The following is a 21,149-nucleotide window of genomic DNA, read 5'->3' as shown; positions in this document are numbered from 1 at the left end:
GGCCGGGCCACCCCGCCTGCCCGGAGCGGCCGGGCACGGAGGTCGACCGGCTCAGACCAGGGCGAAGAGCGCGCGCGGGGCGGCCGGGCGGGCGTTGGCGGCGGCCAGGTCGGCGAGCATGGTCTCGCTCTCCCGGGCGGCGCGCAGGACGGCCGGGTCGAGGTCGACGACGACGAGTTCGCGCCGGTCCTCGCCCGCCTCGGCGAGCAGCCGGCCGTCCGGGGCCCACACCGCGCTGCCACCGCAGGTGTGCCAACCGCCGGTGTGGCCGATGTGGTTGGCGAGCACCGTGTAGAGGGTGTTGTCGAGCGCGCGGGCGGGGAACCAGGTGCGGGACTCGTGGTGGCCGTGGCCGACGCTGAACAGCGCGCCGACCAGGTAGGCGTGGCAGCCGTCGAGTGCGGCGGCGCGGGCGTGCTCGGGGAAGCCCGAGTCGTAGCAGACGCCGAGGCCGAGCCGCCAGCCGTCCAGCTCCAGGGTGCAACCGGCAGCCCCGGGACGGTAGTAGTCGCGTTCGGCCTTGAACAGGTGCTGCTTGTCGTAGCGGGTGACGAGGCCGCCGTCCGGGCCGAGGACGAAGGCGGAGACCCGCAGCTCGTCGCCCACCTGCGCGGCGGCGCCGACGATCGCGGCGGTGCCGGTCTCGCGGCAGGCCTCGGCGATCGGCGCGAGGCGCGGATCGCCGGGCTGGACGGCGCACTTGAGCGGGTCGGTGCGGATCAGCTCGGGCTCGTAGCCGGAGAGGAACTTCTCGGCGAACAGCACCAGGCGGGCGCCGGCCGCGGCGGCCTCGCGGACCAACTCGGCGGCCTGGGCGGCGTTGGCGGGTATGTCGCCGGCCACGGCCTGGGCCTGGACGGTGGCGATCCGCAGTGGGCGCTCGGGGTGACGGAGGGCGGCGGCGGGGGCCGGGTCGGGAGACATGGCCGTCACGCTAGCGGACGGCTTCGGGCAGCCCCGGACGGCCCTGTACCGGCCCTGGGCGGCCCCGGACGACCGTACGCGGATGTCGGTGGTCTCAGTGGACGGCCTCGTCCGGGTGGTCGGTGGCGGCGTCGCCCAGCGGATCGGTGCCGCGCGGCGACCGGACCGACGGCACGGTGATCCGCTGGACCCTCGGCCGGGTACGCCAGTTGACCCGCCGTACGTCGCGGGCCAGCGCGCCCGGTCGCCAGAGTTCGACGACGGCGGTCACGGCGCCCAGCACGAACCCGGCGGCCAGCCAGCCGGCGACCACGTCGCTCGGCCAGTGGACCCCGAGGGCGATCCTGGTCCAGCCGATGGTCAGCACCGTCGCCGCCGCCACCGCGCAGGCGGCGATCCGTCCGCGTCGACGGACCCGGTACCAGACCAGGCCGACCAGCACCGCGCAGGTGATCGCCGAGGCCATGGCGTGCCCGGAGGGGAAGGCCGGGCCGCCGGCGTGCGAGACCGGGTCGGTGAAGGAGGGGCGTTGGCGGCCGACGGCCAGCTTCAGCGCCCACTGGCCGCCCCAGCCGACCAGGGTCTGGGCGGCCACCCAGCCGGCCAGGACCCGGGCGCCGATCAGCCACAGCCAGACGGCCGCGATGCCGAGCAGGGTGCGCATCGTGACCGTGCCGCCGATGTCGGAGAGCGTCTGCACCGAGGCGGTCCAGATCCGGTGCTGCCGGGCGAAGGTGTGCAGTTCGCCGATCCAGCTCTGGTCGAGCTGTTCCAGCGGATGCCAGTGCCGGGTCACCAGGGCGGCCAGGAGGCCGAACAGCGCGGCACAGACCACCGCGAGCGCCGAATCCCGCAGGAGGCGACGGTGACGCGCAGTGACGGTGGTCGAGCTGTTGGTCAGGTGCATGGCTGACACCTTCCCAGTGTCCCGGGCCGATCAGGACCACGGGTGATAGCGATTCGGCATCGTTTGTGGGGAGAACCTGCGTACGCCGGGGGCGGGCGCCAGTGGAAGGCGGGGATGGAAGGCGGGGGTGCGCGGGAACGCGCGTGCCCGTTCGCGGGTTTCACCCTGTACGGCGGCCGGCGGGGCGGCGGGCGCGTGTGCGGGGCGTGACGGAAGTGCTCAAAAGCAGTCGCGAAAACGACACCGAAGGTGCTCGACCGGTCACCTAGTGTCCATAGCCGGGGTGAAAACCGGCAGCATACTGCATCACGGGGAAGAATCTGAGTAACTTGGGAATGTTGTCCGGATTCTGTTCGTTGGATCGTTACGTGTGAGCCCCGCGGGGCCCGCATTTCTTGCCCTCTCGGGGGGCAGGCAGGCAGACCTCGGCAATTCCAGCAAAGGGAGCAAGCATGGCCACCCGTGCCGTCGTTCGCGACAGGGCCGACCGGACTCGCGCGGCCCGCCCGACCAACCTTGAGGCCGACCGCGACCTGGTCGGTATGTACCTCGACGAGATCGCCAGGACACCCCTGCTCGATGCCGCCGAGGAGGTCGAGCTCTCACTGCGGATCGAGGCCGGCGTGTACGCCCAGCACCTGCTGGAGCAGGGCGTGTTCCCCGACGGCGTGAAGCGCGAGGAACTGGAGGCGATAGCCGAGGACGCCGAGCGCGCCAAGGACGTCTTCATCCGCTCGAACCTCCGGCTCGTGGTGGCGGTCGCCCGCCGGTACCCGCGCAGCGGCCTTCCGCTGCTGGACCTCATCCAGGAGGGCAACGCCGGCCTGGTGCGCGCCGTCGAGAAGTTCGACTACGCCAAGGGTTTCAAGTTCTCCACCTATGCCACCTGGTGGATCCGGCAGGCGATCACCCGGTCGATCGCCGACCAGTCCCGCACCATCCGGCTGCCCGTGCACCTGGTCGAGGAGCTGGGGCGGATCCGGCGGGTGCAGCGGGAGAAGTCCAAGGAGCTGGGCCGGGAGGCCGAGCCGGCCGAGATCGCGGCCGAGCTGGACACCACCGAGGCCCGGATCAAGGACGTGCTGGACTGGGCCCGCGACCCGGTCAGCCTCAACATGGCGGTCGACGACGAGGGCGAGACCCAGTTCGGCGACCTGGTCGAGGACACCGGGGCGACGTCCCCCGAGGACGCCGTGATGGTCATGCTCCGCCGCGAGGAGCTGGACGGCCTGATCGGGCGGCTGGACGACCGCACGGCCTCGATCATCCGCTCCCGCTACGGGATGGAGGACGGCCGCGAGCGCACCCTCACCGAGGTGGGCAAGCAGCACGGCCTCACCCGCGAGCGGATCCGCCAGATCGAGAAGCACGCGCTGGCCGAGCTGAAGAAGATCGCCGACCACGCGGGCTTCGAGGCCGCCTGAGAACCCGAGCAACTGCCTGCGGCTCCATCCCCGCCCCGGGCCCTGGTGCGGAGCACTCCGCACCAGGGCCCGGGGTGTGTCACGGGGCTCTTAGGCTGGAGGGACAGGACGATCCGGACGGCAGTCGACGGGAAGCGGAAGTGAGCAGGGTGAGCGAGCAGGGGCAGGGGCAGGCGCGGGAGCAGGGACAGGGGGAGCAGCAGGGACGGGAGGAGCGGCCGGCGGCGCCGAAGGCCCGGCTGGTCTTCCGGGACCCGCTGGACCAGCAGTCCCGGGACGACACCGACACCGGCTGGGGTGAGCGCCCCGGGGCGGGGGAGAGCGGTGGGCGGGGGCTGGACTGGTACCTGAGCCAGCGCCCGCCGCACCACGGGGACTGAGGCGCGGCGCTCAGCGCTGCGGGGCGACCAGCGCGTCGCGGATCTCGGTGAGCAGTTGGACCTCCTTGGCCTCGGCCTCCGCCAGCGTCTCGGCGGTGCTCTTCCGCCTGGCGGCCAGCCTGTTCATGGGCACGATCAGGACGAAGTAGACGACGGCCGCCGTGATCAGGAACTGCAGCAGGGCGCTGAGCACCGATCCCCACAGGATGAGGATCCCGGACGTGACCTCGCCGGTGGCGTTCAGCTCGCAGGGCCCCTTGAGGCAGGAGCTGTAGGACGCCAGGTCCTTCGTTCCGAAGACGCCGACGATCGGATTGATGACGCCCTTGACGAAGGCGTTGACGATGTTGGTGAAGGCCGCGCCGATGACGACGGCGACGGCGAGTTCGACGACGTTTCCACGCAGCAGGAATTCCTTGAAGCCTTTCATGCCGCCGTGAACGACGAAGTCGTTGCCCGGTTACGGGTGATCTTCCGTCGGACCGGATTGGCAACCCGTCCGGCTCACCGGGCCGCCCGGCGGCGACGGCAGCCCGGCCCGTGCGGGCCCGACCGCGAGCGCCGCGGCCACCGCGAGCAGCACCAGCGCGGGCACCCCGGCCCGGCGCCGTACGGCGTGCCGCCAGCGGTGCCACCCGCCGGCCCCGCGCCGGATCGGCGGGAAGCACGGCACCTCCCGCCGGGGCGGTACGGCGGGTGCGGGCAGCGGTACGGAGAGGCTCATCGTCGTCATGGTCACCACCGAGGTCGTGGGGGCCGCCCCTGTGCGGGCCGGTCGTTCTCCGGCGACCCCTACGATGTGCGCCGCGCCCCGCCCCGGAAAGCCGTTATCCGCAGCCTGTGGACAACTCGGGCCCTGTGGATGAATTCGTACACCCGCACGAGTGCATCCGGCCCGCCGGGGCTGACGAACCGGGGCGGCGGGTGGTGACAGCGAGCAGGGACGACGAAGGCCCGCCGCCCCGCGGAGAACGCGGGGTGGCGGGCCTTGTCGATGCGCTGTGTGCGTCCGGCGCCGAGGTCAGCTCGCGGCCGGAGCCGGGCTGGAGGAGCTGGAAGAGCTCGAAGAACCGGAGGACGAGGACGTCGACGACGTCGAGGACGACGCCGGGGTCGAGCCGGACGACGCCGCCGAGGAGCTACCGGAGGAGCCTGCGCCCACCGTGCTGCTGGAGGACGAGCGGCTGTCGGTGCGGTAGAAGCCCGAGCCCTTGAACACGACGCCCACGGCCGAGAAGACCTTGCGGAGCCGTCCCTGGCAGTCGGGGCACGTGGTCAGCGCCTCGTCGGTGAACTTCTGCACCGCCTCCAGGCCGTTGCCGCACTCGGTGCACTGGTACTGGTACGTGGGCACTTGTCTTCCTCCTGGCACTCTCGCCTGATGAGTGCTAACGATGGTCAATGATGCGGCATTCCGCTGAATCAGTCCAGCGACTCCGATGTGAGATGAGCCGTGGCCGAGCCGCGCACACTTCTCCACCGCGGCTCCGCGCGGCTTCCACCGCGCGCCGCCCACGGCTTCGCGCGGTGCGCCACCGCGTGCCCGCTCAGCCCTTGGCCGCGCCCACCAGCTGCGCCGCGGCGCCGAGCTCCGGTGCGGCCGCGACGACCTGACCAGGCCCGCCCGGTGCGGTCAGCAGGTGCCGCAGCGACACCAGCGCGATCAGGCCCAGGCCGGCGCCGGCCACCGGCACCAGGAACCCGCTGGACGGCCCGTGGCCGTCGATCAGCTGCCCGGCGATCATCTGGCCGACCGCCAGGCCGAGGCCGATGGCGCCGGTCAGCCAGGTGAACGCCTCGGTCTTGGCGCCGTCCGCGACGAGCGTCTCGACCAGGGTGTAGCCGCTGATCAGGGTCGGCGCGATGGCCAGGCCGCAGACCAGTCCGGCGACGGCGAGCGCGACCAGGTTGGGCATCGCCCACAGCGTGGAGCAGCCCAGCACCAGCAGGGCGTAGCTCATGACCATCCGCTGCTGCACGGACCGCCGCCAGGCGATCACGCCGTACAGCACGCCGGCCACCATCGAGCCGCCGGCGAAGATCCCGTACACGGTGCCGGCGGCGCCGTGCTGCCCGACCGAGTCGGCGAAGGCGTTCACCGAGACCTGCATGCCGCCGAACACGGCGCCCACCCCGAGGAAGGCCCCGGCCAGCAGCCGGACGCCGGGGGAGGCGAGCGCGGAGGCGCGTCGCACGCCGGGCTGGGGCAGTGCCCGGGCGGGCGCGGTGCGCCGCTGGGCGGCGAAGGCCAGGCCGCCGACGAGGGTCAGCGTGGCCTCGGCGATCAGCCCGGCCGAGGGGCTGACCGTGGTGGCGACGGCGGTGGCCAGGATCGGGCCGATCACGAAGGTGAACTCGTCCGTCACGGACTCGAAGGCGAACGCGGTGCCCACCTTGGCCGCGGACGAGGCGGACGCGCCGTCCGCGGTGAACTCGGCGATCCAGCGGGCCCGGACCATGGCGCCGATCTGCGGAACGCTCGCGCCGGCCGGGACGGCGGCCAGGAACAGGCTCCAGGCCGGTGCGTGGCCGAGCGCCAGCGCGATCAGCGCGCCGACCGAGGCGGCGTGCACCACGACGGTCGGGACGAGGACGGCGGTCTGGCCGTACCGGTCGGCGAGCCGGCCGGTCTGCGGGCCGATCAGGGCCTGGGCGACGGCGGCGACGGCCGCGACGGTGCTCGCGGTGCCGTACGAGCCGTGGGTGTCCTTGACGAGCAGCAGGATGCCCATGCTGAGCATCGCGTACGGCAGCCGCGCGAGGAATGCCGGTGCCAGGAACGTCCAGGCGCCGGGCGTGCGCAGCAGTGCGCCGTACCCGACCCGCACGGGGGCGGGGGCGTCGACGGCATCGGCGGTGCCGTCGGCGGGGGTGGCGTTGGCGGTGTCACGCGGGGTCGCGGTGTCCGCGGGGTCGTCGACCGTTCGGCGGGCCGTCACGGTCGGTCCTTCCTGCTGCCTGGTAGCGCGGCAGGGCATGGGGTGGCCCCGACGGCGCCGAGAGTCGTCCTCTCGCGCGTCGACCGGGGTAGATACCGGGCCGGACCGGCGTGGTGGCCGAGGTCCGGACCGCGGCCGCCGAACGGTCGCGCCAACTCTGCTTCAGGCAGATGCTGGGTGTGATCTGACCATCATACATATACGCGCGTAGATGTCGCGCGGATCCCCAGACTACAAGGCACGTCCAAAATTGTCCTGCCCATCGAAGGTGAACAGCGGGTGAGGCCTTCCGGTCTTCCGGTCACCACCCGCCGCCCACCCGCCGGGCTCACCGCCCGTGCAGCCACCCCGCGAGCTTGCCGCCCTTGTCCACGGCCCGCAGCCGCCGCTCGGCCGCCTCGCCGACCTCGTCGGTGGTGACCACCAGCAGCTCGTCCCCGCCGCGCAGCACCGTCGCCTTGTCCGGCACGAAGGAGCTGCCCTCCCGCACCACCAGGGTGACGGCGGCCCCCTTGGGCAGCCGCAGCTCGCTGACCTCCACGCCGGACATCCGGGAGCCGGGGGAGAGCGTGACCGACAGCAGGTGCCCGTGCAGCTTCTCCAGCGGGGCGGACTCGATGTCGAGGTCCTGGCCCATCGAGCCCTCGCCGATCCGCAGCTGCTTGGCCACCCAGGGCAGGGTCGGGCCCTGGAGCAGGGTGAAGACGACGACCAGGATGAAGACGATGTTGAAGACGTCCTGGGCCTTCGGCGCGCCCGACACCAGCGGGATGGTCGCCAGCACGATGGGCACCGCCCCGCGCAGTCCGGCCCAGCTGAGCAGCGCCTGTTCCCGGCCGGGCACCTTGAACGGGGTCAGCGTCAGCACCACGGACAGCGGCCGGGCCAGGAAGACCAGCACGCCGCCGATCACCAGCGCGGGGACCACCGCGGAGCCCATGGTCTCGGGCGTGCAGAGCAGGCCGAGCAGCACGAACATGCCGATCTGCCCGATCCAGGCCAGGCCGTCGGCGAAGCCCCGGACGGCCGGGCCGTGCGGCAGCTTGGCGTTGCCGAGGATCACCGCGCAGATGTAGACGGCGAGGAAGCCGGAGCCGTGCAGCAGCGCGCCGCCCGCGTAGGCGAGCACGGTCAGCGCCATCACGGCGATCGGGTACAGGCCGGAGGAGGGCAGCGCGACGTGCTTGATCCCGTACGCGCCGAGCTTGCCGACCGCGAAGCCGACCGCCGCGCCGATCGCCAGCTCGGCGATGATCGTGCCGACCAGGACGTACCAGGAGTCCAGCTCGCCGGTGGTGGCGAAGGCGACGACCAGGATGACCACGGGCGCGTCGTTGAAGCCGGACTCGGCCTCCAGCAGGCCGGTGAGCCGGTGCGGCAGCGGGACCATGCGCAGGACGGAGAAGACGGCGGCGGCGTCGGTGGAGGAGACGATCGCGCCGAGCAGCATCGAGGTCCGCCAGTCCAGGCCGACCAGCCAGTGCGCGCCGGCCGCGGTGACGAACACGCTGACCCCGACGCCGACGGTGGCGAGCACGGTGGCGGCCGGCATCACGGGTCTGACCTCGCGCCAGCTGGTCTTGAGGCCGCCCTCGGCGAGGATCACCACGAGCGCCGCGTAGCCGAGCACCTGGGTCAGCTCGGCGTTGTTGAAGGAGACGCCGATGCCGTTCTGGCCCAGGGCGACGCCGATCCCGAGGTAGATCAGCAGGCTCGGTAGCCCTGAGCGGGTGGATATCCGCACGGCGACCACCGCGACCAGCAGGATCACGGAGAACTCGAGGAGGAGCTGGTTCAGGTGGTCGATGTTCACGCAGTGGCACCTCGTGCAGGCAGGGGCGGGCGGGGTGTCTGGTGGTGCTGGAGGGTGCGACCCGTTAAGAAGGCGTCAATGCTCCTGTTGCGGATCGTTACTCAGTCTAACATTTTGCCATATCTTTAGTTTCTTTTCCTCCCCGGGCCCCCGACCGCCGCCTCCAGGCCTCCTCGTTGACCTCCTCCGATCCCACGGTGAGCGTCCCCCGTGCACGCCGCTCGGCCGACTCGGCCTAATGTGGTGCCCTGTCACGGCCCCCGGCCCTGGACACGCCCGCCCGCCCCGAAGTCAGGACCGCAAGGACCCAGATGCCCCGCTCGAAGAAGTTCCGGCGCGCCCGTCTGATCGTGATCGTGCTGGTCGTGCTGCTGGTGGCCGGCGTCGGCTACGGCGGCTACCGCGGGGTCACCGCGGTCCGCGCGTCCTTCCCGGAGGTCGACGGCACCGTCAAGGTGGCGGGCATGAGCGCGCCGGTCGACGTCAAGCGGGACGCCAACGGCATCCCGCAGCTCTACGCCGACACCAGCGAGGACCTCTTCCGCGCCCAGGGCTACGTCCAGGCGCAGGACCGCTTCTGGGAGATGGACGTCCGGCGGCACATCACCGCCGGCCGGCTGTCCGAGATGTTCGGCGACGGCCAGGTCGACACCGACGCCTTCATCCGCACCATGGGCTGGCGGCAGGTGGCGCAGAAGGAGTTCGACACCAAGCTGTCGGCCGACACCAAGAAGAACCTCCAGGCCTACGCGGACGGCGTGAACGCCTGGCTCGGCGAGCACCCCGGCGGCGAGAAGGCCTCGCTGGAGTACGCCCTGCTCGGCGCCGTCAACGGCGACTACCAGCCCGAGCAGTGGAGCCCGGTCGACTCGGTGGCCTGGCTCAAGGCGATGGCCTGGAACCTCTCCGGGAACCTCCAGGAGGAGATCGACCGCTCGCTGCTGGCCCAGGACTTCGGTCCGGACAAGATCGCCGAGCTGTACCCCGACTACCCGTACACCCGCAACGGCACGATCGTGAAGACCGGCACGGTGGCCGGCGACAACTACCGCCCCGCCGACGGCTCGCCCCCGTCCGGCGGCGGCACCGCCACCACCCAGGGCGCGGCCACCACCAAGGCGCTGCTCCAGGGCCTCACCGACCGGATCGACGGCATGCCGCAGCTGCTCGGCCGCCCCGGCCAGGGCATCGGCTCCAACTCCTGGGTCGTCGCCGGCACCCACACCACCACCGGCAAGCCGCTGCTGGCCAACGACCCGCACCTCGGCCCCGGCCTGCCCTCGGTCTGGTACCAGATGGGCCTGCACTGCCGCACCAGCTCGCCGGCCTGCCAGTACGACGTCTCCGGCTTCAGCTTCGCCGGCATGCCCGGCGTGATAATCGGCCACAACAAGGACGTCGCCTGGGGCTTCACCAACCTCGGCGCCGACGTGACCGACCTCTACCTGGAGAAGGTCACCGGCCCGGACACCTACCAGGTCGACGGCAAGGACGTGAAGTTCGACCTCCGCAAGGAGACCATCAAGGTCGCCGGCGGCGAGGACCGCACGATCACCGTCCGCACCACCCAGACCGGCGCCCCGCTCATCTCCGACCAGAGCACCGAGCAGCAGAACGTCGGCAAGTACGCCCCCAACGGCAGCGCCGCCCCCGACCGCGGCACCGGCGGCTACGGCGTCGCCCTGCAGTGGACGGCGCTGAACCCCGGCAAGACCATGGACGCGGTGTTCGAGCTGGACCGGGCCCGCAACTGGGACGAGTTCCGGGCCGCCGCCAAGGACTTCGCCGTCCCCGCGCAGAACCTGGTCTACGCCGACGCCAAGCACATCGGCTACCAGGCCCCCGGCGACATCCCGGTCCGCGGCAAGGGCGACGGCAGCTACCCGGCCCCGGGCTGGGACTCCACGTACCAGTGGAAGGGCTCGATCCCCTTCACCGCCCTGCCGTACAGCCTGGACCCGTCCGCGGGCTACATCGTCACCGCCAACCAGGCCGTGGTGGACCCGAGCTACAAGTACTCGCTCACCAAGGACTGGGAGTACGGCACCCGGGCCAAGGAGATCACCGACCAGATCGAGGGCCTGCTCAAGAACAACGGCAAGATCTCGCCGGACGACATGCAGACCATGCAGCTGGACAACACCAGCATCATGGCCAAGACGCTCGTCCCGCTGCTGCTCAAGCAGCAGATCGACGACCCGTACGTGCGCGAGGCCCAGGACCTGCTGAAGGATTGGAACTACCACCAGGACGCCGACTCGGCCGCCGCCGCCTACTACAACGGCGTCTGGCGCCAGCTGCTCAGCCTCGCCTTCGGCCAGAAGTTCCCGGCCGACCTGCGGGCCAAGGGCAACTGCCTGCTGGTCCGCCAGCAGGACGACCCGACCAGGCCGGACAGCTCCAGCAAGATCGTCACCGAGTGCGGCACCCGCGACCCGGGCAAGGCCCAGCCGGACGGCGGTGACCGCTGGACCGAGGTGGTCCGGCAGCAGCTGGACAAGCCGGACAGCTCCTGGTGGACGTACATCGACTCCCAGCACAAGGAGCAGAAGGGCCTGGACAACCTGCTCAAGGAGGCGATGAAGGACGCCCGGCAGGACCTCACCTCGCTGCTCAGCAAGGACATCTCCACCTGGAGCTGGGGCCGCCTGCACAAGCTGACCCTGCGCGAGCAGACCCTCGGCACGGACGATTCCTCGATCGCCTCCGGCGTGGTCCACCGGCTGCTCAACCGCGGCCCGTACCGGCTCTCCGGCGGCTCCGCGGCCGTCGACGCGGCCGGCTGGAACGCGGCGGCCGGCTACCAGGTGGACTGGATCCCGTCGATGCGGATGGTGATCGACCTGAGCGACCTCGACTCCTCGCGCTGGATCAACGTCGGCGGCGCCTCCGGCCACGCCTTCCACGACAACTACAACGACCAGACCGACCTCTGGCTCAAGGGCAAGCTGCTGACCTGGGCCTACACGCCGGACGCGGTCGAGAAGGCCACCAAGCACAAGCTGGTGCTCACCAACGGCTGACCCCGCACGACCCGCACGACCCCGGCGGCCCCGCTCCCTCCCCGGAGCGGGGCCGCCGCCGTCTCACCCCAGCCTGCGCAGCCCGGCGGGCGTGACCGCCAGGTCCACCGGGCGGTCGTGCGGCTCGGCCGGCACCTCGTCCAGCAGCTCGTGCTCGTACAGCAGCACCGCCAGCACCGGCCGCGCGCCCGCCCGCCCCAGCCGGGCCAGCACCCGGTCGTAACTGCCGCCGCCGCGGCCCAGCCGCAGCCCCCGCCGGTCCACCGCCAGGCCCGGCAGCAGCACCACCGAGGCCTCCGTGACCGCCTCCGGGCCGAGCCTCGGGCCGACCGGCTCCAGCAGCCCGCGCCCGGCCGGGGCCAGCTCCTGCGGGCCCTGGTAGGCGGCCCAGTCCAGGTCGTTGTCGGGCAGCAGCACCGGCAGCAGGACCCGCACCCCGCGCGCCCGCAGCGCGTCCAGCAACGGCCTGGTCCCGGGCTCGGCGCCCACCGACACGTACGCGGCCACGGTGGTGCCCGGCGCCGCCAGCTCCCCGGCGTGCCCGGCCAGCGCGTGCGCGGCCTCCGCGCGCCCGTCGGCGGAGAGTGCGCGGCGCCGGGTCAACAGCCGTGTCCTCAGATCGCTCTTCTCGTTGTGCATCGGATCCTCCGCAACTCTGTGCCGTCGAGCTGTGCCGCCGACCGGTCTCACCGACCGGTCCCGCCGGCCGGCGCCATCGACGCGCAGAGCCTGACATGCGAAAGGCCGCCGCGATTGTCCACCCCGCTGCTGGTCCAGGCCCTGGCCGTGCTCAGCGCCCCCGCGCTGGCCGGCGCCACCGTGCTCGGGCTGCGGCTGCGCCGGGGCGGCGCCGAAGCCGCCGCCCGGCAGGAGCAGCTGCGCGAGCGGATCGCCGAACTGGAGACCCACTGCGCCGACCTGGAGCGCACCGCCTCCTGCGACCCGCTCACCGGCGTGTGGAACTACCGCCACCTGCAGCTCACCCTGGACCGCGAGATCGAGCGCGCCCGCCGCGCCGAGCGGACCGACCAGCCCGAAGGACCACGCCCGCTGGCCGTGCTGCTGCTGGAGATCACCGGCTTCGACGCGGTCGTCGCCGAGCACGGCCGCGGCCGTGCCGGTGCGGTGCTGCGCGACCTCGCCCAGCGGCTGGCGATGGAGATCCGCCGCGCCGACACCCTCGGCCGCTACAGCGGCGAGGAGTTCCTGGTGGTGCTGCCGGACACCGGCGCCGAGGGCGCCGCGCAGGTCGCCGAGCGCCTGGTCTGGTCGGTCCGCCGGCACCTGCTGCTCGACTGGTCCTCCGGCCCGCGCGAGTCCCGCCCGGCGCACGGCAACGGCCTCACCGCCGCCGTCGGCGTCGCCGTGCTGCCCGAGGACGGCACCCACGCCGCCGTGCTGCTGCGCGCCGCCGACCGCGCGCTCGCCGAGGCCAGGGCGGCCGGCGGCGACTGCTGGCGGGTCCGCCCGGGCCCCGGCGACCGGTCGGCGGCGCGGCCGGCCGCCCCGCCCGCCGCCGGTGCGCAGCCCAACGCGACTGCCGAGCGTGACCGTTCAAAAAAGCCGGGTAGTCTGTCGCCCTGTGCCGGCGGGGACCCCCTCGCCCAGCCGGTCAATTCCCATACGCCTGCCGCCGTGGCCGGGCCCCGCGACGTGCTGTCCTAGCCGTCGACCGCGCTCGGCCGGGCGAAAACGTGCCTGAGTAAGGTAAACGCATGACGACGACCAACTCCCGAATCCCGGTAACCAAGGCCGTGGTACCCGCGGCCGGACTGGGCACCCGCTTCCTCCCGGCAACCAAGGCCACTCCGAAGGAGATGCTGCCCGTCGTCGACAAGCCGGCCATCCAGTACGTCGTCGAGGAGGCCTCCTCCGCGGGGCTGTCCGACATACTGATGGTCACCGGCCGTAACAAGCGGGCCCTGGAGGACCACTTCGACCGCGCGTACGAGCTGGAGGAGCTGCTCGCCCGCAAGGGCGACGAGGACCGCCTGCGCCGGGTCCGCGAATCCGTCGAGCTGGCCAACATGCACTACGTCCGCCAGGGCGACCCGAAGGGCCTCGGCCACGCCGTCTCGGTCGCCGAGCAGCACGTGGCCGGCCAGCCCTTCGCCGTCCTCCTCGGCGACGACCTGATCGACCCGCGCGACCCGCTGCTCGCCCGCATGATCGAGGTCCAGCAGGAGCTCGGCGGCTCGGTCGTCGCCCTCATGGAGGTCGACCCCTCCCAGATCCACCTCTACGGCTGCGCCGCCGTCAAGGCGAACGGCTTCGGCGAGGACGTCTTCCAGGTGACCGACCTGGTCGAGAAGCCCGAGACGAACGAGGCCCCCTCGAACTACGCCGTCATCGGCCGCTACGTCCTCGACCCGCTGGTCTTCGACGTGCTGCGGGAGACCCCGCCCGGCCGCGGCGGCGAGATCCAGCTCACCGACGCCCTGCGCGAGCTGACCACCCGCGACCCGGAGGCCGGCGGCCAGGTCCACGGCGTGCTCTTCAAGGGCCGCCGCTACGACACCGGCGACCGCGCGGACTACCTGCGCGCTATCGTCCGACTGGCCTCCGAGCGCGAGGACCTCGGCCCGGAGTTCCGCTCCTGGCTGCGCGAGTTCGTCGCCTCCGAGCTGCAGGACTGACACGACGACAGAGAGCGAGCCGCCGATGACCGGGTCCACCCACCACACCACCGGATCCGCCGCAGCCTGCTGCGACGGAACCACGGACCCGGCACCGGCGGCCCCCCGCCTCTGGACGGTGGACGAACACCTCAGCGACGTCCTGGCCGCGGTCGGCCCGCTGCCCGCCATCGAGCTGCAACTGCTCGACGCCCAGGGCTGCCGGCTCGCCGAGGACGTCCTCGCCGACGGCGACCTGCCGCCCTTCGACAACAGCTCGATGGACGGCTACGCCGTGCGCACCGCCGACACCGTCGGCGCCACCGACCCGTACCCCTCGGTGCTCGCCGTCGTCGGCGACATCGCGGCCGGCGCGGGCGAACTGCCCCGGGTCGGGCCCGGCCAGGCCGCCCGGATCATGACCGGCGCCCCCGTCCCGCCCGGCGCCCAGGCCGTCGCCCCGGTCGAATGGACCGACGGCGGCACCGGCACCGGCGTGCCCGCCGACGCGATGACCGCGCCCGTCGAGGACGAGGAGGTCCGCGTCCTGCGCCCGGTCGCCGAGGGCGCCCACATCCGCCGCCGCGGCAGCGACGTCGCGGCCGGCACCAAGGTCCTGGGGGCCGGCACCCGGCTCGGCCCCACCCAGCTCGGCCTGCTCGCCGCGATCGGCCGCGCCACCGTCACGGTCCGCCCGCGCCCCCGGGTCGTGGTGCTGTCCACCGGCAGCGAGCTGGTCCAGCCCGGCGAGCCGGTCGGCCCCGGGCAGATCTCCGACTCCAACAGCTTCACCCTCACCGCGGCCGCCCAGGACGCCGGCGCCATCGCCTACCGGGTCGGCGCCGTCCCGGACCAGGCCGACCGGCTGCGCGCCGTCCTGGAGGACCAGCTCGGCCGGGCCGACCTGATCGTCACCAGCGGCGGGGTCAGCGTCGGCGCGTACGACGTGGTCAAGGAGGTCTTCGAGTCCTACGGCGGTGTCGACTTCCGCAGGCTGCGGATGCAGCCCGGCAAGCCGCAGGGCTTCGGCCGGATCGGCGGCCCGGCCGGCGTGCCGCTGCTCGCCCTGCCCGGCAACCCGGTCAGCGCCTACATCTCCTTCGAGCTGTTCGTCCGCCCGGTCATCCGCACCATGCTCGGCGCCGCCGACGTCCACCGCCCGGTGGTCCGCGCGCTCTGCCCGGCGGCGCTGCGCTCCCCGGCCGGCCGCCGGCAGTTCCTGCGCGGCCGCTACTCGGCGGCGGACGGCACCGTCGAGCCGGTGGGCGGCGCCGAGTCGCACCTGGTCGGCGCCCTGGCCCGCGCGAACTGCCTGATCACCGTCCCCGAGGCCGTCACCGCCCTGCCCGCCGGCAGCGAGGTCGACGTGGTCCTGCTCGGTTCCTAGGACATGTCCCGCGGACCAGGCCCCTCCCACGGGGTGGGGCGGAGGAGCTGTACGGTAGCGCGGTATTCCACCTGCGCGCCCCTGGAGCCACCCGTGACGACACCTCCCCCCGGTGACCGCCTCACCCACGTCGACGACCAGGGCGCGGCCCGGATGGTCGACGTCTCCGAGAAGGCCGCCACCGCGCGCACCGCCGTCGCGGCCGGCCGGGTCCGGGTCTCCCCGAAGGTGGTCGAGCTGCTGCGCGGCGAGGGCGTGCCCAAGGGCGACGCCCTCGCGGTGGCCCGGATCGCCGGGATCATGGGCGCCAAGAAGACCCCCGACCTGGTCCCGCTCTGCCACCCCATCGCCGTCTCCGGCGTCACGGTGGACCTCACGGTCGCGGACGACGCCGTCGAGATCACCGCCACCGTGAGGACCGCCGACCGCACCGGCGTCGAGATGGAGGCGCTGACCGCCGTCGCGGTGGCCGGCCTCACCGTCATCGACATGGTCAAGGCCGTGGACAAGGGCGCCACCATCGAGTCCGTCCGGGTGCTCAGCAAGACCGGCGGCAAGAGCGGCGACTGGTTCGCGCCGGAGGCGGGCGAGTGAGCGGGCGGAACGGGTTCACCATCGAGGGGGCGGGCGCATGAGGGCGCTTGCGGTAACGGTCTCCAACCGGGCCTCGGCCGGCGTCTACGAGGACAGGGGCGGCCCGCTGCTGGTGGCCGGTCTGACCGCGATGGGCTTCACCGCCGACGGCCCCCGGGTCGTCCCGGACGGCGAGCCGGTGGAGGCCGTCCTGCGCGAGGCCGTCGCGGCCGGCTACGACGTCGTGCTCACCACCGGCGGCACCGGCATCTCGCCGATGGACCTCACCCCGGAGATGACCGCCCGGGTGATCGACCGGCAGGTCCCCGGCATCGCCGAGTCCATCCGCGCGTACGGCCGGGAGAAGGTCCCGACCTCGGCGCTCTCCCGCGGGCTGGCCGGGCTCGCCGGACGTACCCTGATCGTCAACCTGCCGGGCTCGACCGGCGGCGTCAAGGACGGCCTGGCCGTCCTCGAACCGCTGCTCGCCCACGCCGTCGACCAGCTCGGCGGCGGGGACCACCCCCGGCCGGACGCACCAGCTTCCGGGAGAGCGCACTGAACGCCGGCTGGCCGGTAGAACTCCACGAGGGGGAGGTCGTGCTGCGCCCGATCCGGGCCCGCGACCAGCGCGAGTGGCAGGAGGTCAGCCTCCGCAACCGGGACTGGCTGCGCCGCTGGGAGGCGACCGTCCCGCCCGGTCCGGCCGGGCAGGCCGCCGGGCCGCGCCCGACGTTCCGGCAGATGGTGCGCTTCCTGCGCGGTGAGGGCTCGGCCGGGCGGATGCTGCCCTTCGTCGTGCTCTACAAGGGCCAGCTGGTGGGCCAGCTGACCGTCGGCGGCATCACCTGGGGCTCGATGTGCTCGGCGAACGTCGGGTACTGGATCGACGAGGCGGTGGCCGGCCGGGGCATCATGCCGACGGCCGTGGCGCTTTCCGTCAACCACTGTTTCCGCACCCTCGGCCTGCACCGGATCGAGGTCTGCATCCGCCCGGAGAACGGCCCGAGCCGCCGGGTGGTGGAAAAGCTCGGCTTCCGCTCGGAGGGAATCCGCCCGCGCTATCTCCACATCGACGGCGCCTGGCAGGACCACCTGGTGTACGCGCTGACCGCCGAGGAGGTGCCGGAGGGGATGCTGGAACGCTGGCGGTCGATCAGTTCAGGTCACGGGTCAAGTAATTGAATATATGTTCGAATCAAATATCGATATGGCATCGCCGCGACGGCGGACTGGCACAAATACCGGCAAAATAGTCGGAGAATCAGCTTGATCACACGACACGCCGAGCCAAATTGCTGCCAGGCCTTCCCGGCGCCCGTACGGTGTGGGTCGTGAGCAGTAGCGGCCTTATCTACGCCGTCATCGTAGGGGCCTGGGCCGCCTATCTGGTGCCGATGTGGCTCCGCAGGCAGGACGAACTCAACGAGGCGCGCCCGACGGAGCGCTTCAGCACCGCCATCCGCCTGCTGGCCGGGCGTTCGGGGCTGGAGCGGCGGGCAGCCCGGGCCCTGGGCGACGAACCGCGTGACGACGAGCACAGCAGCGACGGCCCTCCCGGACGGGACGGGGCCGCCTCAGGCGACCCCGCGGCGGACTCCGCGCCGCCCGTCGTGGAGCCCGAGTCCTCGGCCTCCGTCGAGCCTCCACCCGCGCCGGTGCCGGTGTCCGCGACCGCGCCCTCGCCCGAGCGGGGTGCCCGGGGAGAGCGTCCGGGCTCCGCGCCGCACGGCGGGGCGCAGCGCCGGGCCCGGCTGCTGGCCCGCCGGCGCCGGATGGTCACCGCCCTCTTCCTGGCCTTCGCGCTCGGCGCCGTGGTCGCGGCGGTGGCCGGACTGGCCTTCCTCTGGGTCCCGGCCGTCCCGGCGACCCTCCTCACCCTGTACATCGGCCACCTGCGCAAGCTGGAGCGCCAGCGCTACGAGGTGAAGCTCGACCGTGCCCGGGCCGCCCAGGCGGCCGAGCGGCTGCGCAAGCGCGAGCAGCAGCGCGCCGCGGCCCGGAGCGTCCCCGCCGAGGCCGTCGACACCCAGGCCCACACCCAGGTCCACACCCAGCCCCACGTCCGGGCCCACGCCCCGGCTCGTGCCCAGGCCCCGGCCGCCGAGGGGCGGGCCGGACGCCGCCCGCACCTGCGGCTGGCCGCCGACCCCGGCGAGGCCGCCGTCTCCGCGCCGTCCGCCTCGGCGCCGTCCGCCTCAGCGGTGGCCGAGGCGACCGAGCACGAGGAATGGGTCGACGGCATGCGCGAGCGCGGAGCGGCCGGCCCGGACTCCTGGGAACCGGTGCCCGTCCCGCTGCCGACGTACGTCACGGCGCCGGTCGCCCCCCGGGTCTCCCGCGGCCTCGACCTGACGGCCCCCGGCACCTGGACCGCGGGCCGCCCCGCCGAGTCCGCCCGCAACACCCCGCTGTTCGACCAGTACGCCGAACCGTCGGCCCCCGACGCCCGCCCCCGCGCGGCCAACGAGTGACCTCCCCGGCCCCCGGACCAGCACCGCATCCCCGGGGGTGGTCACGGACCCCCTCCGGAAGGTGCTAGAGTTTCTTCTCGTTGGGGCTGTGGCGCAGTCCGGTAGCGCACCTCGTTCGCATCGAGGGGGTCAGGGGTTCGAATCCCCTCAGCTCCACCCAACAGAAGCCCCGCCCGGTCGTCAGACCGGGCGGGGCTTCTGCGTTGTCCGGGGTCGATCCGGCGCGCGGGTGCGGGAGTTGGCCGTGTGACGACCGTCACGGCGGGGTGGGCCGGTGAACTGACGGTCGGTCGCGGACGGGAGCGGGAGCCGGAGCAGGAGCGGAAACGGGAGTGGGAACGGCCGAGGGCCGGCCGGGGGAATCCGGCCGGCCCTCGGGGTGGGGCGGGGTGGGTCAGGGGCGCTGGGAGCCGGCGTAGGGGCCGGGCTGGGGGGCGCCGGACTGCGGCGGGACGGCGCCGTAGCGGGGCGGGCGGTAGCCGCGCGGGTGCCGGGTCAGGTTGTAGCCCAGGACGCCTGCCAGGGCGGCCAGGGCGCCGCCGCCGATGGTCCAGTACCAGCGGCTGTTCCAGCCGGAGAACCAGCCGGTGTACCAGTGCTCCTCGGCCGCCACCGGGGCGGCCGCCTTGGCGGTGCTGGCGCCGCCGCCGGCCGGCGGGACCAGCGGGGCCTTGAGCTCGCCGCCCTCCGGCTGGGCGTTGTCCGCGTTGCCCTTGGCGCTGACGTGCAGCTGGACGGAGGTGGCCAGGCCCAGGTCGGGCTGCGGGACGTCGCTGACCGAGAGCCGCACGTAGTAGGTGCCGGGCAGCGGGTCGCCGGACCACGGCTCGGCCCAGGAGCGGATCTCACGCAGGGTGCAGCTCAGCGTGAGCGTGCCGGTGTTCTGGTCGCCGGTGGCGTTCTGGGTGCCGGCGGTGCAGGACTGGCGGCGGCGGAGCCCGTCGAAGACCTCGGCGGACCAGGTCTGCGGGCCGTGCCGGTCGGTCGCGGGGGCCAGGTTGACGGTCAGGCCGATCGTCGGGGTCTGGCCCTCGGAGGCGCCGAACGCCCAGTACAGGTAGTCACCGGTGGAGGCGGCGACGTTGGCGTCCTGGCCGGGGGAGAGGTTGGTCGCGGTCAGGAAGGAGGTGCCGGCCTTGGTGGCCGGGGCCGGGGCGCCGCTCGCGCTCGCCGAGGGCGAGGGGGAGGCGGCGGAGGCGGCCGGGGCGGCCAGCGCGAGGGCGGGCAGCAGGGCGAGGGCGGCGAGGGCGCCGCGAAGGGTCGTGCGCGTGGTCGATCGTGTGGTCGGTCGCATGGTCAGTTCTCCCGCCAGACAGAGATCCGCCAGCGGGCGATCCAGCCGAACACCAGGCCGAACAGCAGCCCGGCGAGGGTGAGGGTGAGCAGCAGGATCCAGCCGCGGCCCAGGCCCATCGCCGCACCCTCAGGGGCGGACGAGGCGGTGGCCAGGTCGACGGTCAGCTCCAGCGGCAGGCCGGGGTCGGCCTGGACGCCGGCCTGCGGGGCCAGCGAGTTGCTGACGACCAGGCAGACGGTGGTCTCCGGCTTGGCGCTCGACGAGGAGGTCGGGCCGGTGGTGATGTAGCCCTTGGAGTCGCTGGTGGACCAGCGCAGGCCGGTGGAGATCACGTCGGTGCGGCTGCTGCCGGCGTCGGTGCCGCGGACCAGCTCCTGGCCGGTCGCGCTGGTGGCCTGCAGCAGGACGCCGTAGTCCCGGGCCACCGCGCGGTCCAGGCCGACGCTGACCGAGGCGCGCAGCTCCTGGCCGGACTTGACCGGGACCTTGTAGACGCGGTGCTCGGAGAACTTCTCGCGGTCGCTGTACACGCCCGGGGCGAGCACCGGGGCGCTCTCGCACTTGTCGGCGCCGGAGGTCTTCACCGGGGTGGCCGCGTAGGTGTCGTTGGAGCGGTCGACCAGCTGCTTCACCTTGTCGGTGAGCTGCTCCTGGGTGCGGACGTCGGTGTAGGTGCCGCCGGTCGCGTTGGCGATGCAGAGCAGCTGCTGGCGGGTCTTGTCGTCGTGGGCCAGGCCGAGGGTGTCGACGACCAGGTGGATGCCCTGGGAGGCGAGTTCACGGGCGACGTCGCAGGGGTCCGGCGGGGTGCAGGTGTCCTCGCCGTCGGTGATCAGCACCACCCGGCGGGTGGTCTCGCCCTTGCCGAGGTCCTGGGCCGCGCCGCGCAGGGCCAGGCCGATCGGGGTCCAGCCGGTGGGCCGCAGGGTGGCGATGGCGGTCTTGGCCTCGACCTTGTTGGTCTTGCCGACCGGGTACAGCTGCTTGGTGTCCTGGCAGCCCTGGGTCTTGTCGTTGCCGGGGTAGTTCGCGCCCAGGGTGCGGATGCCGAACTCGGTCTCCGCGGGCAGCGCGTCGATCACGTCGTTCAGCGACTGCTGGGCCACCGAGATCCGGCTCTTGCCCTGGATGTCCCGCTCGTTCATGGAGCCGCTGACGTCCAGGACGAGGTCGACCCTGGGGGCCTCCTTGGGCGCGGCGGCTCCGGCTGATGGTTCGTCGGCGTGGGCGGGCAGGCCGATGAGCAGCGAGGCGCCCGTTATCGCCAGGGCGCCCAGCAGGCTGCCGAGCCTGGTCTTTGGTCGTCGTCCGGTAGTCACCCGGTGATCCTAGGGATCATCAGTTCGCGATGGCCAAACGAGACCGGATCGTGCGTCACCCCGCCGCGGCGTGA

Annotated in this window: 20 protein-coding genes and 1 tRNA gene; 11 read left to right on the top strand and 10 right to left on the bottom strand. The window is 73.1% G+C overall.

From position 1 onward, the window contains the following. Positions 1-51: 51 nt before the first annotated feature. Both A6F73_RS13880 and A6F73_RS13875 read right to left on the bottom strand, forming a co-directional pair. A complete protein-coding gene (locus A6F73_RS13880) occupies positions 52-924 on the bottom strand; it encodes a carbon-nitrogen hydrolase family protein (protein WP_063348091.1) in 873 nt (290 codons plus the stop codon). Between the two features lie 94 nt (positions 925-1,018). Then, positions 1,019-1,831, bottom strand: a complete 813-nt coding sequence (locus tag A6F73_RS13875) for a phosphatase PAP2 family protein (protein WP_063348090.1) — start codon at positions 1,829-1,831, stop codon at positions 1,019-1,021. Between the two features lie 452 nt (positions 1,832-2,283). Between A6F73_RS13875 and A6F73_RS13870 the strand changes: the two genes are divergently transcribed. Both A6F73_RS13870 and A6F73_RS13865 read left to right on the top strand, forming a co-directional pair. Beyond that, entirely contained in the window at positions 2,284-3,255 is a 972-nt protein-coding gene (locus tag A6F73_RS13870) for a sigma-70 family RNA polymerase sigma factor (RefSeq protein WP_063348089.1), read from the top strand. 140 nt (positions 3,256-3,395) lie between these two features. Next, a complete protein-coding gene (locus A6F73_RS13865) occupies positions 3,396-3,635 on the top strand; it encodes a hypothetical protein (RefSeq protein WP_063348088.1) in 240 nt (79 codons plus the stop codon). Positions 3,636-3,645: 10 nt separating this feature from the next. Here A6F73_RS13865 and mscL read toward each other — a convergent pair whose 3' ends face one another. The 5 genes from mscL to A6F73_RS13845 all read right to left on the bottom strand — a co-directional run bounded on the left by mscL (position 3,646) and on the right by A6F73_RS13845 (position 8,387). Then, complete coding sequence (gene mscL, locus A6F73_RS13860) at positions 3,646-4,065, bottom strand: large conductance mechanosensitive channel protein MscL (RefSeq protein ID WP_063348087.1); 420 nt, start codon at positions 4,063-4,065, stop codon at positions 3,646-3,648. Between the two features lie 30 nt (positions 4,066-4,095). Next, entirely contained in the window at positions 4,096-4,359 is a 264-nt protein-coding gene (locus A6F73_RS41450; protein ID WP_159398453.1) for a hypothetical protein, read from the bottom strand. Between the two features lie 297 nt (positions 4,360-4,656). Further along, positions 4,657-4,989 carry an FmdB family zinc ribbon protein gene (locus tag A6F73_RS39325; protein WP_079135672.1) on the bottom strand — a complete coding sequence of 111 codons (333 nt, stop codon included), beginning with the start codon at positions 4,987-4,989 and terminating at the stop codon, positions 4,657-4,659. 193 nt (positions 4,990-5,182) lie between these two features. Next, positions 5,183-6,574 (bottom strand): MFS transporter, encoded by a 1,392-nt coding sequence (locus tag A6F73_RS13850; RefSeq protein ID WP_244293384.1) that lies wholly within the window; start codon positions 6,572-6,574, stop codon positions 5,183-5,185. A 328-nt stretch (positions 6,575-6,902) separates the two neighbouring features. Beyond that, positions 6,903-8,387 (bottom strand): potassium/proton antiporter, encoded by a 1,485-nt coding sequence (locus A6F73_RS13845; protein ID WP_063348085.1) that lies wholly within the window; start codon positions 8,385-8,387, stop codon positions 6,903-6,905. Between the two features lie 311 nt (positions 8,388-8,698). Here A6F73_RS13845 and A6F73_RS13840 point away from each other — a divergent pair, with 311 nt between their 5' ends. Continuing rightward, positions 8,699-11,410: a penicillin acylase family protein gene (locus A6F73_RS13840; protein ID WP_063348084.1), complete on the top strand. Its 2,712-nt coding sequence runs from the start codon at positions 8,699-8,701 to the stop codon at positions 11,408-11,410. 63 nt (positions 11,411-11,473) lie between these two features. Here the strand turns inward: A6F73_RS13840 and A6F73_RS40420 are convergent, their stop codons facing one another. Next, positions 11,474-12,049 carry a 5-formyltetrahydrofolate cyclo-ligase gene (locus A6F73_RS40420; RefSeq protein ID WP_063348083.1) on the bottom strand — a complete coding sequence of 192 codons (576 nt, stop codon included), beginning with the start codon at positions 12,047-12,049 and terminating at the stop codon, positions 11,474-11,476. Positions 12,050-12,163: 114 nt separating this feature from the next. Between A6F73_RS40420 and A6F73_RS40415 the strand changes: the two genes are divergently transcribed. The 8 genes from A6F73_RS40415 (at position 12,164) to A6F73_RS13795 (ending at position 18,615) form a co-directional block, all read left to right on the top strand. Further along, the gene (locus A6F73_RS40415; protein WP_063348082.1) at positions 12,164-13,075 is read left to right on the top strand and encodes a GGDEF domain-containing protein; all 912 of its coding nucleotides are present in this window, start codon (positions 12,164-12,166) and stop codon (positions 13,073-13,075) included. Between the two features lie 50 nt (positions 13,076-13,125). After that, positions 13,126-14,046, top strand: a complete 921-nt coding sequence (gene galU / locus A6F73_RS13825; RefSeq protein WP_063348081.1) for a UTP--glucose-1-phosphate uridylyltransferase GalU — start codon at positions 13,126-13,128, stop codon at positions 14,044-14,046. Between the two features lie 25 nt (positions 14,047-14,071). Next, a complete protein-coding gene (gene glp, locus A6F73_RS13820) occupies positions 14,072-15,412 on the top strand; it encodes a gephyrin-like molybdotransferase Glp (protein ID WP_063348080.1) in 1,341 nt (446 codons plus the stop codon). A 93-nt stretch (positions 15,413-15,505) separates the two neighbouring features. After that, positions 15,506-16,006: a cyclic pyranopterin monophosphate synthase MoaC gene (gene moaC, locus A6F73_RS13815; RefSeq protein WP_279634901.1), complete on the top strand. Its 501-nt coding sequence runs from the start codon at positions 15,506-15,508 to the stop codon at positions 16,004-16,006. Between the two features lie 37 nt (positions 16,007-16,043). After that, positions 16,044-16,547 (top strand): MogA/MoaB family molybdenum cofactor biosynthesis protein, encoded by a 504-nt coding sequence (locus tag A6F73_RS13810; RefSeq protein ID WP_063348079.1) that lies wholly within the window; start codon positions 16,044-16,046, stop codon positions 16,545-16,547. Beyond that, positions 16,544-17,170, top strand: a complete 627-nt coding sequence (locus tag A6F73_RS13805) for a GNAT family protein (protein WP_063348078.1) — start codon at positions 16,544-16,546, stop codon at positions 17,168-17,170. The genes A6F73_RS13810 and A6F73_RS13805 overlap by 4 nt, the downstream gene beginning before the upstream one ends. 149 nt (positions 17,171-17,319) lie before the next feature. Beyond that, a complete protein-coding gene (gene glpR, locus A6F73_RS13800; RefSeq protein ID WP_063348077.1) occupies positions 17,320-18,459 on the top strand; it encodes a gephyrin-like molybdotransferase receptor GlpR in 1,140 nt (379 codons plus the stop codon). 82 nt (positions 18,460-18,541) lie between these two features. After that, positions 18,542-18,615: transfer RNA gene (locus tag A6F73_RS13795), tRNA-Ala, on the top strand. Positions 18,616-18,853: 238 nt separating this feature from the next. On the opposite strand, the gene A6F73_RS13790 is transcribed toward A6F73_RS13795, so the two are convergent. Both A6F73_RS13790 and A6F73_RS13785 read right to left on the bottom strand, forming a co-directional pair. Then, positions 18,854-19,753 (bottom strand): hypothetical protein, encoded by a 900-nt coding sequence (locus tag A6F73_RS13790; RefSeq protein WP_063348076.1) that lies wholly within the window; start codon positions 19,751-19,753, stop codon positions 18,854-18,856. A 2-nt stretch (positions 19,754-19,755) separates the two neighbouring features. Beyond that, on the bottom strand, positions 19,756-21,075 hold the full coding sequence (locus A6F73_RS13785) for a VWA domain-containing protein (protein ID WP_063348075.1): 1,320 nt from the start codon (positions 21,073-21,075) through the stop codon (positions 19,756-19,758). Positions 21,076-21,149: the final 74 nt, after the last annotated feature.

It is taken from the genome of Streptomyces sp. MJM8645, assembly GCF_001625365.1.
Lineage (GTDB): Bacteria > Actinomycetota > Actinomycetes > Streptomycetales > Streptomycetaceae > Kitasatospora.
Note: the sequence above shows the minus strand (reverse complement) of the source record. Positions and strands in the feature narration are given on the sequence as shown.

Excerpts from the sequence above, each read along its gene's own strand:
- A6F73_RS13870 (WP_063348089.1), top strand. The coding sequence starts at position 2,284 with ATGGCCACCCGTGCCGTCGTTCGCGACAGGGCCGACCGGACTCGCGCG.
- A6F73_RS40420 (WP_063348083.1), bottom strand. The coding sequence starts at position 12,049 with ATGCACAACGAGAAGAGCGATCTGAGGACACGGCTGTTGACCCGGCGC.
- A6F73_RS13840 (WP_063348084.1), top strand. The coding sequence starts at position 8,699 with ATGCCCCGCTCGAAGAAGTTCCGGCGCGCCCGTCTGATCGTGATCGTG.
- glp (WP_063348080.1), top strand. The coding sequence starts at position 14,072 with ATGACCGGGTCCACCCACCACACCACCGGATCCGCCGCAGCCTGCTGC.
- A6F73_RS13875 (WP_063348090.1), bottom strand. The coding sequence starts at position 1,831 with ATGCACCTGACCAACAGCTCGACCACCGTCACTGCGCGTCACCGTCGC.
- mscL (WP_063348087.1), bottom strand. The coding sequence starts at position 4,065 with ATGAAAGGCTTCAAGGAATTCCTGCTGCGTGGAAACGTCGTCGAACTC.
- galU (WP_063348081.1), top strand. The coding sequence starts at position 13,126 with ATGACGACGACCAACTCCCGAATCCCGGTAACCAAGGCCGTGGTACCC.
- A6F73_RS41450 (WP_159398453.1), bottom strand. The coding sequence starts at position 4,359 with ATGAGCCTCTCCGTACCGCTGCCCGCACCCGCCGTACCGCCCCGGCGG.
- A6F73_RS13880 (WP_063348091.1), bottom strand. The coding sequence starts at position 924 with ATGTCTCCCGACCCGGCCCCCGCCGCCGCCCTCCGTCACCCCGAGCGC.
- A6F73_RS13810 (WP_063348079.1), top strand. The coding sequence starts at position 16,044 with ATGAGGGCGCTTGCGGTAACGGTCTCCAACCGGGCCTCGGCCGGCGTC.
- A6F73_RS13790 (WP_063348076.1), bottom strand. The coding sequence starts at position 19,753 with ATGCGACCGACCACACGATCGACCACGCGCACGACCCTTCGCGGCGCC.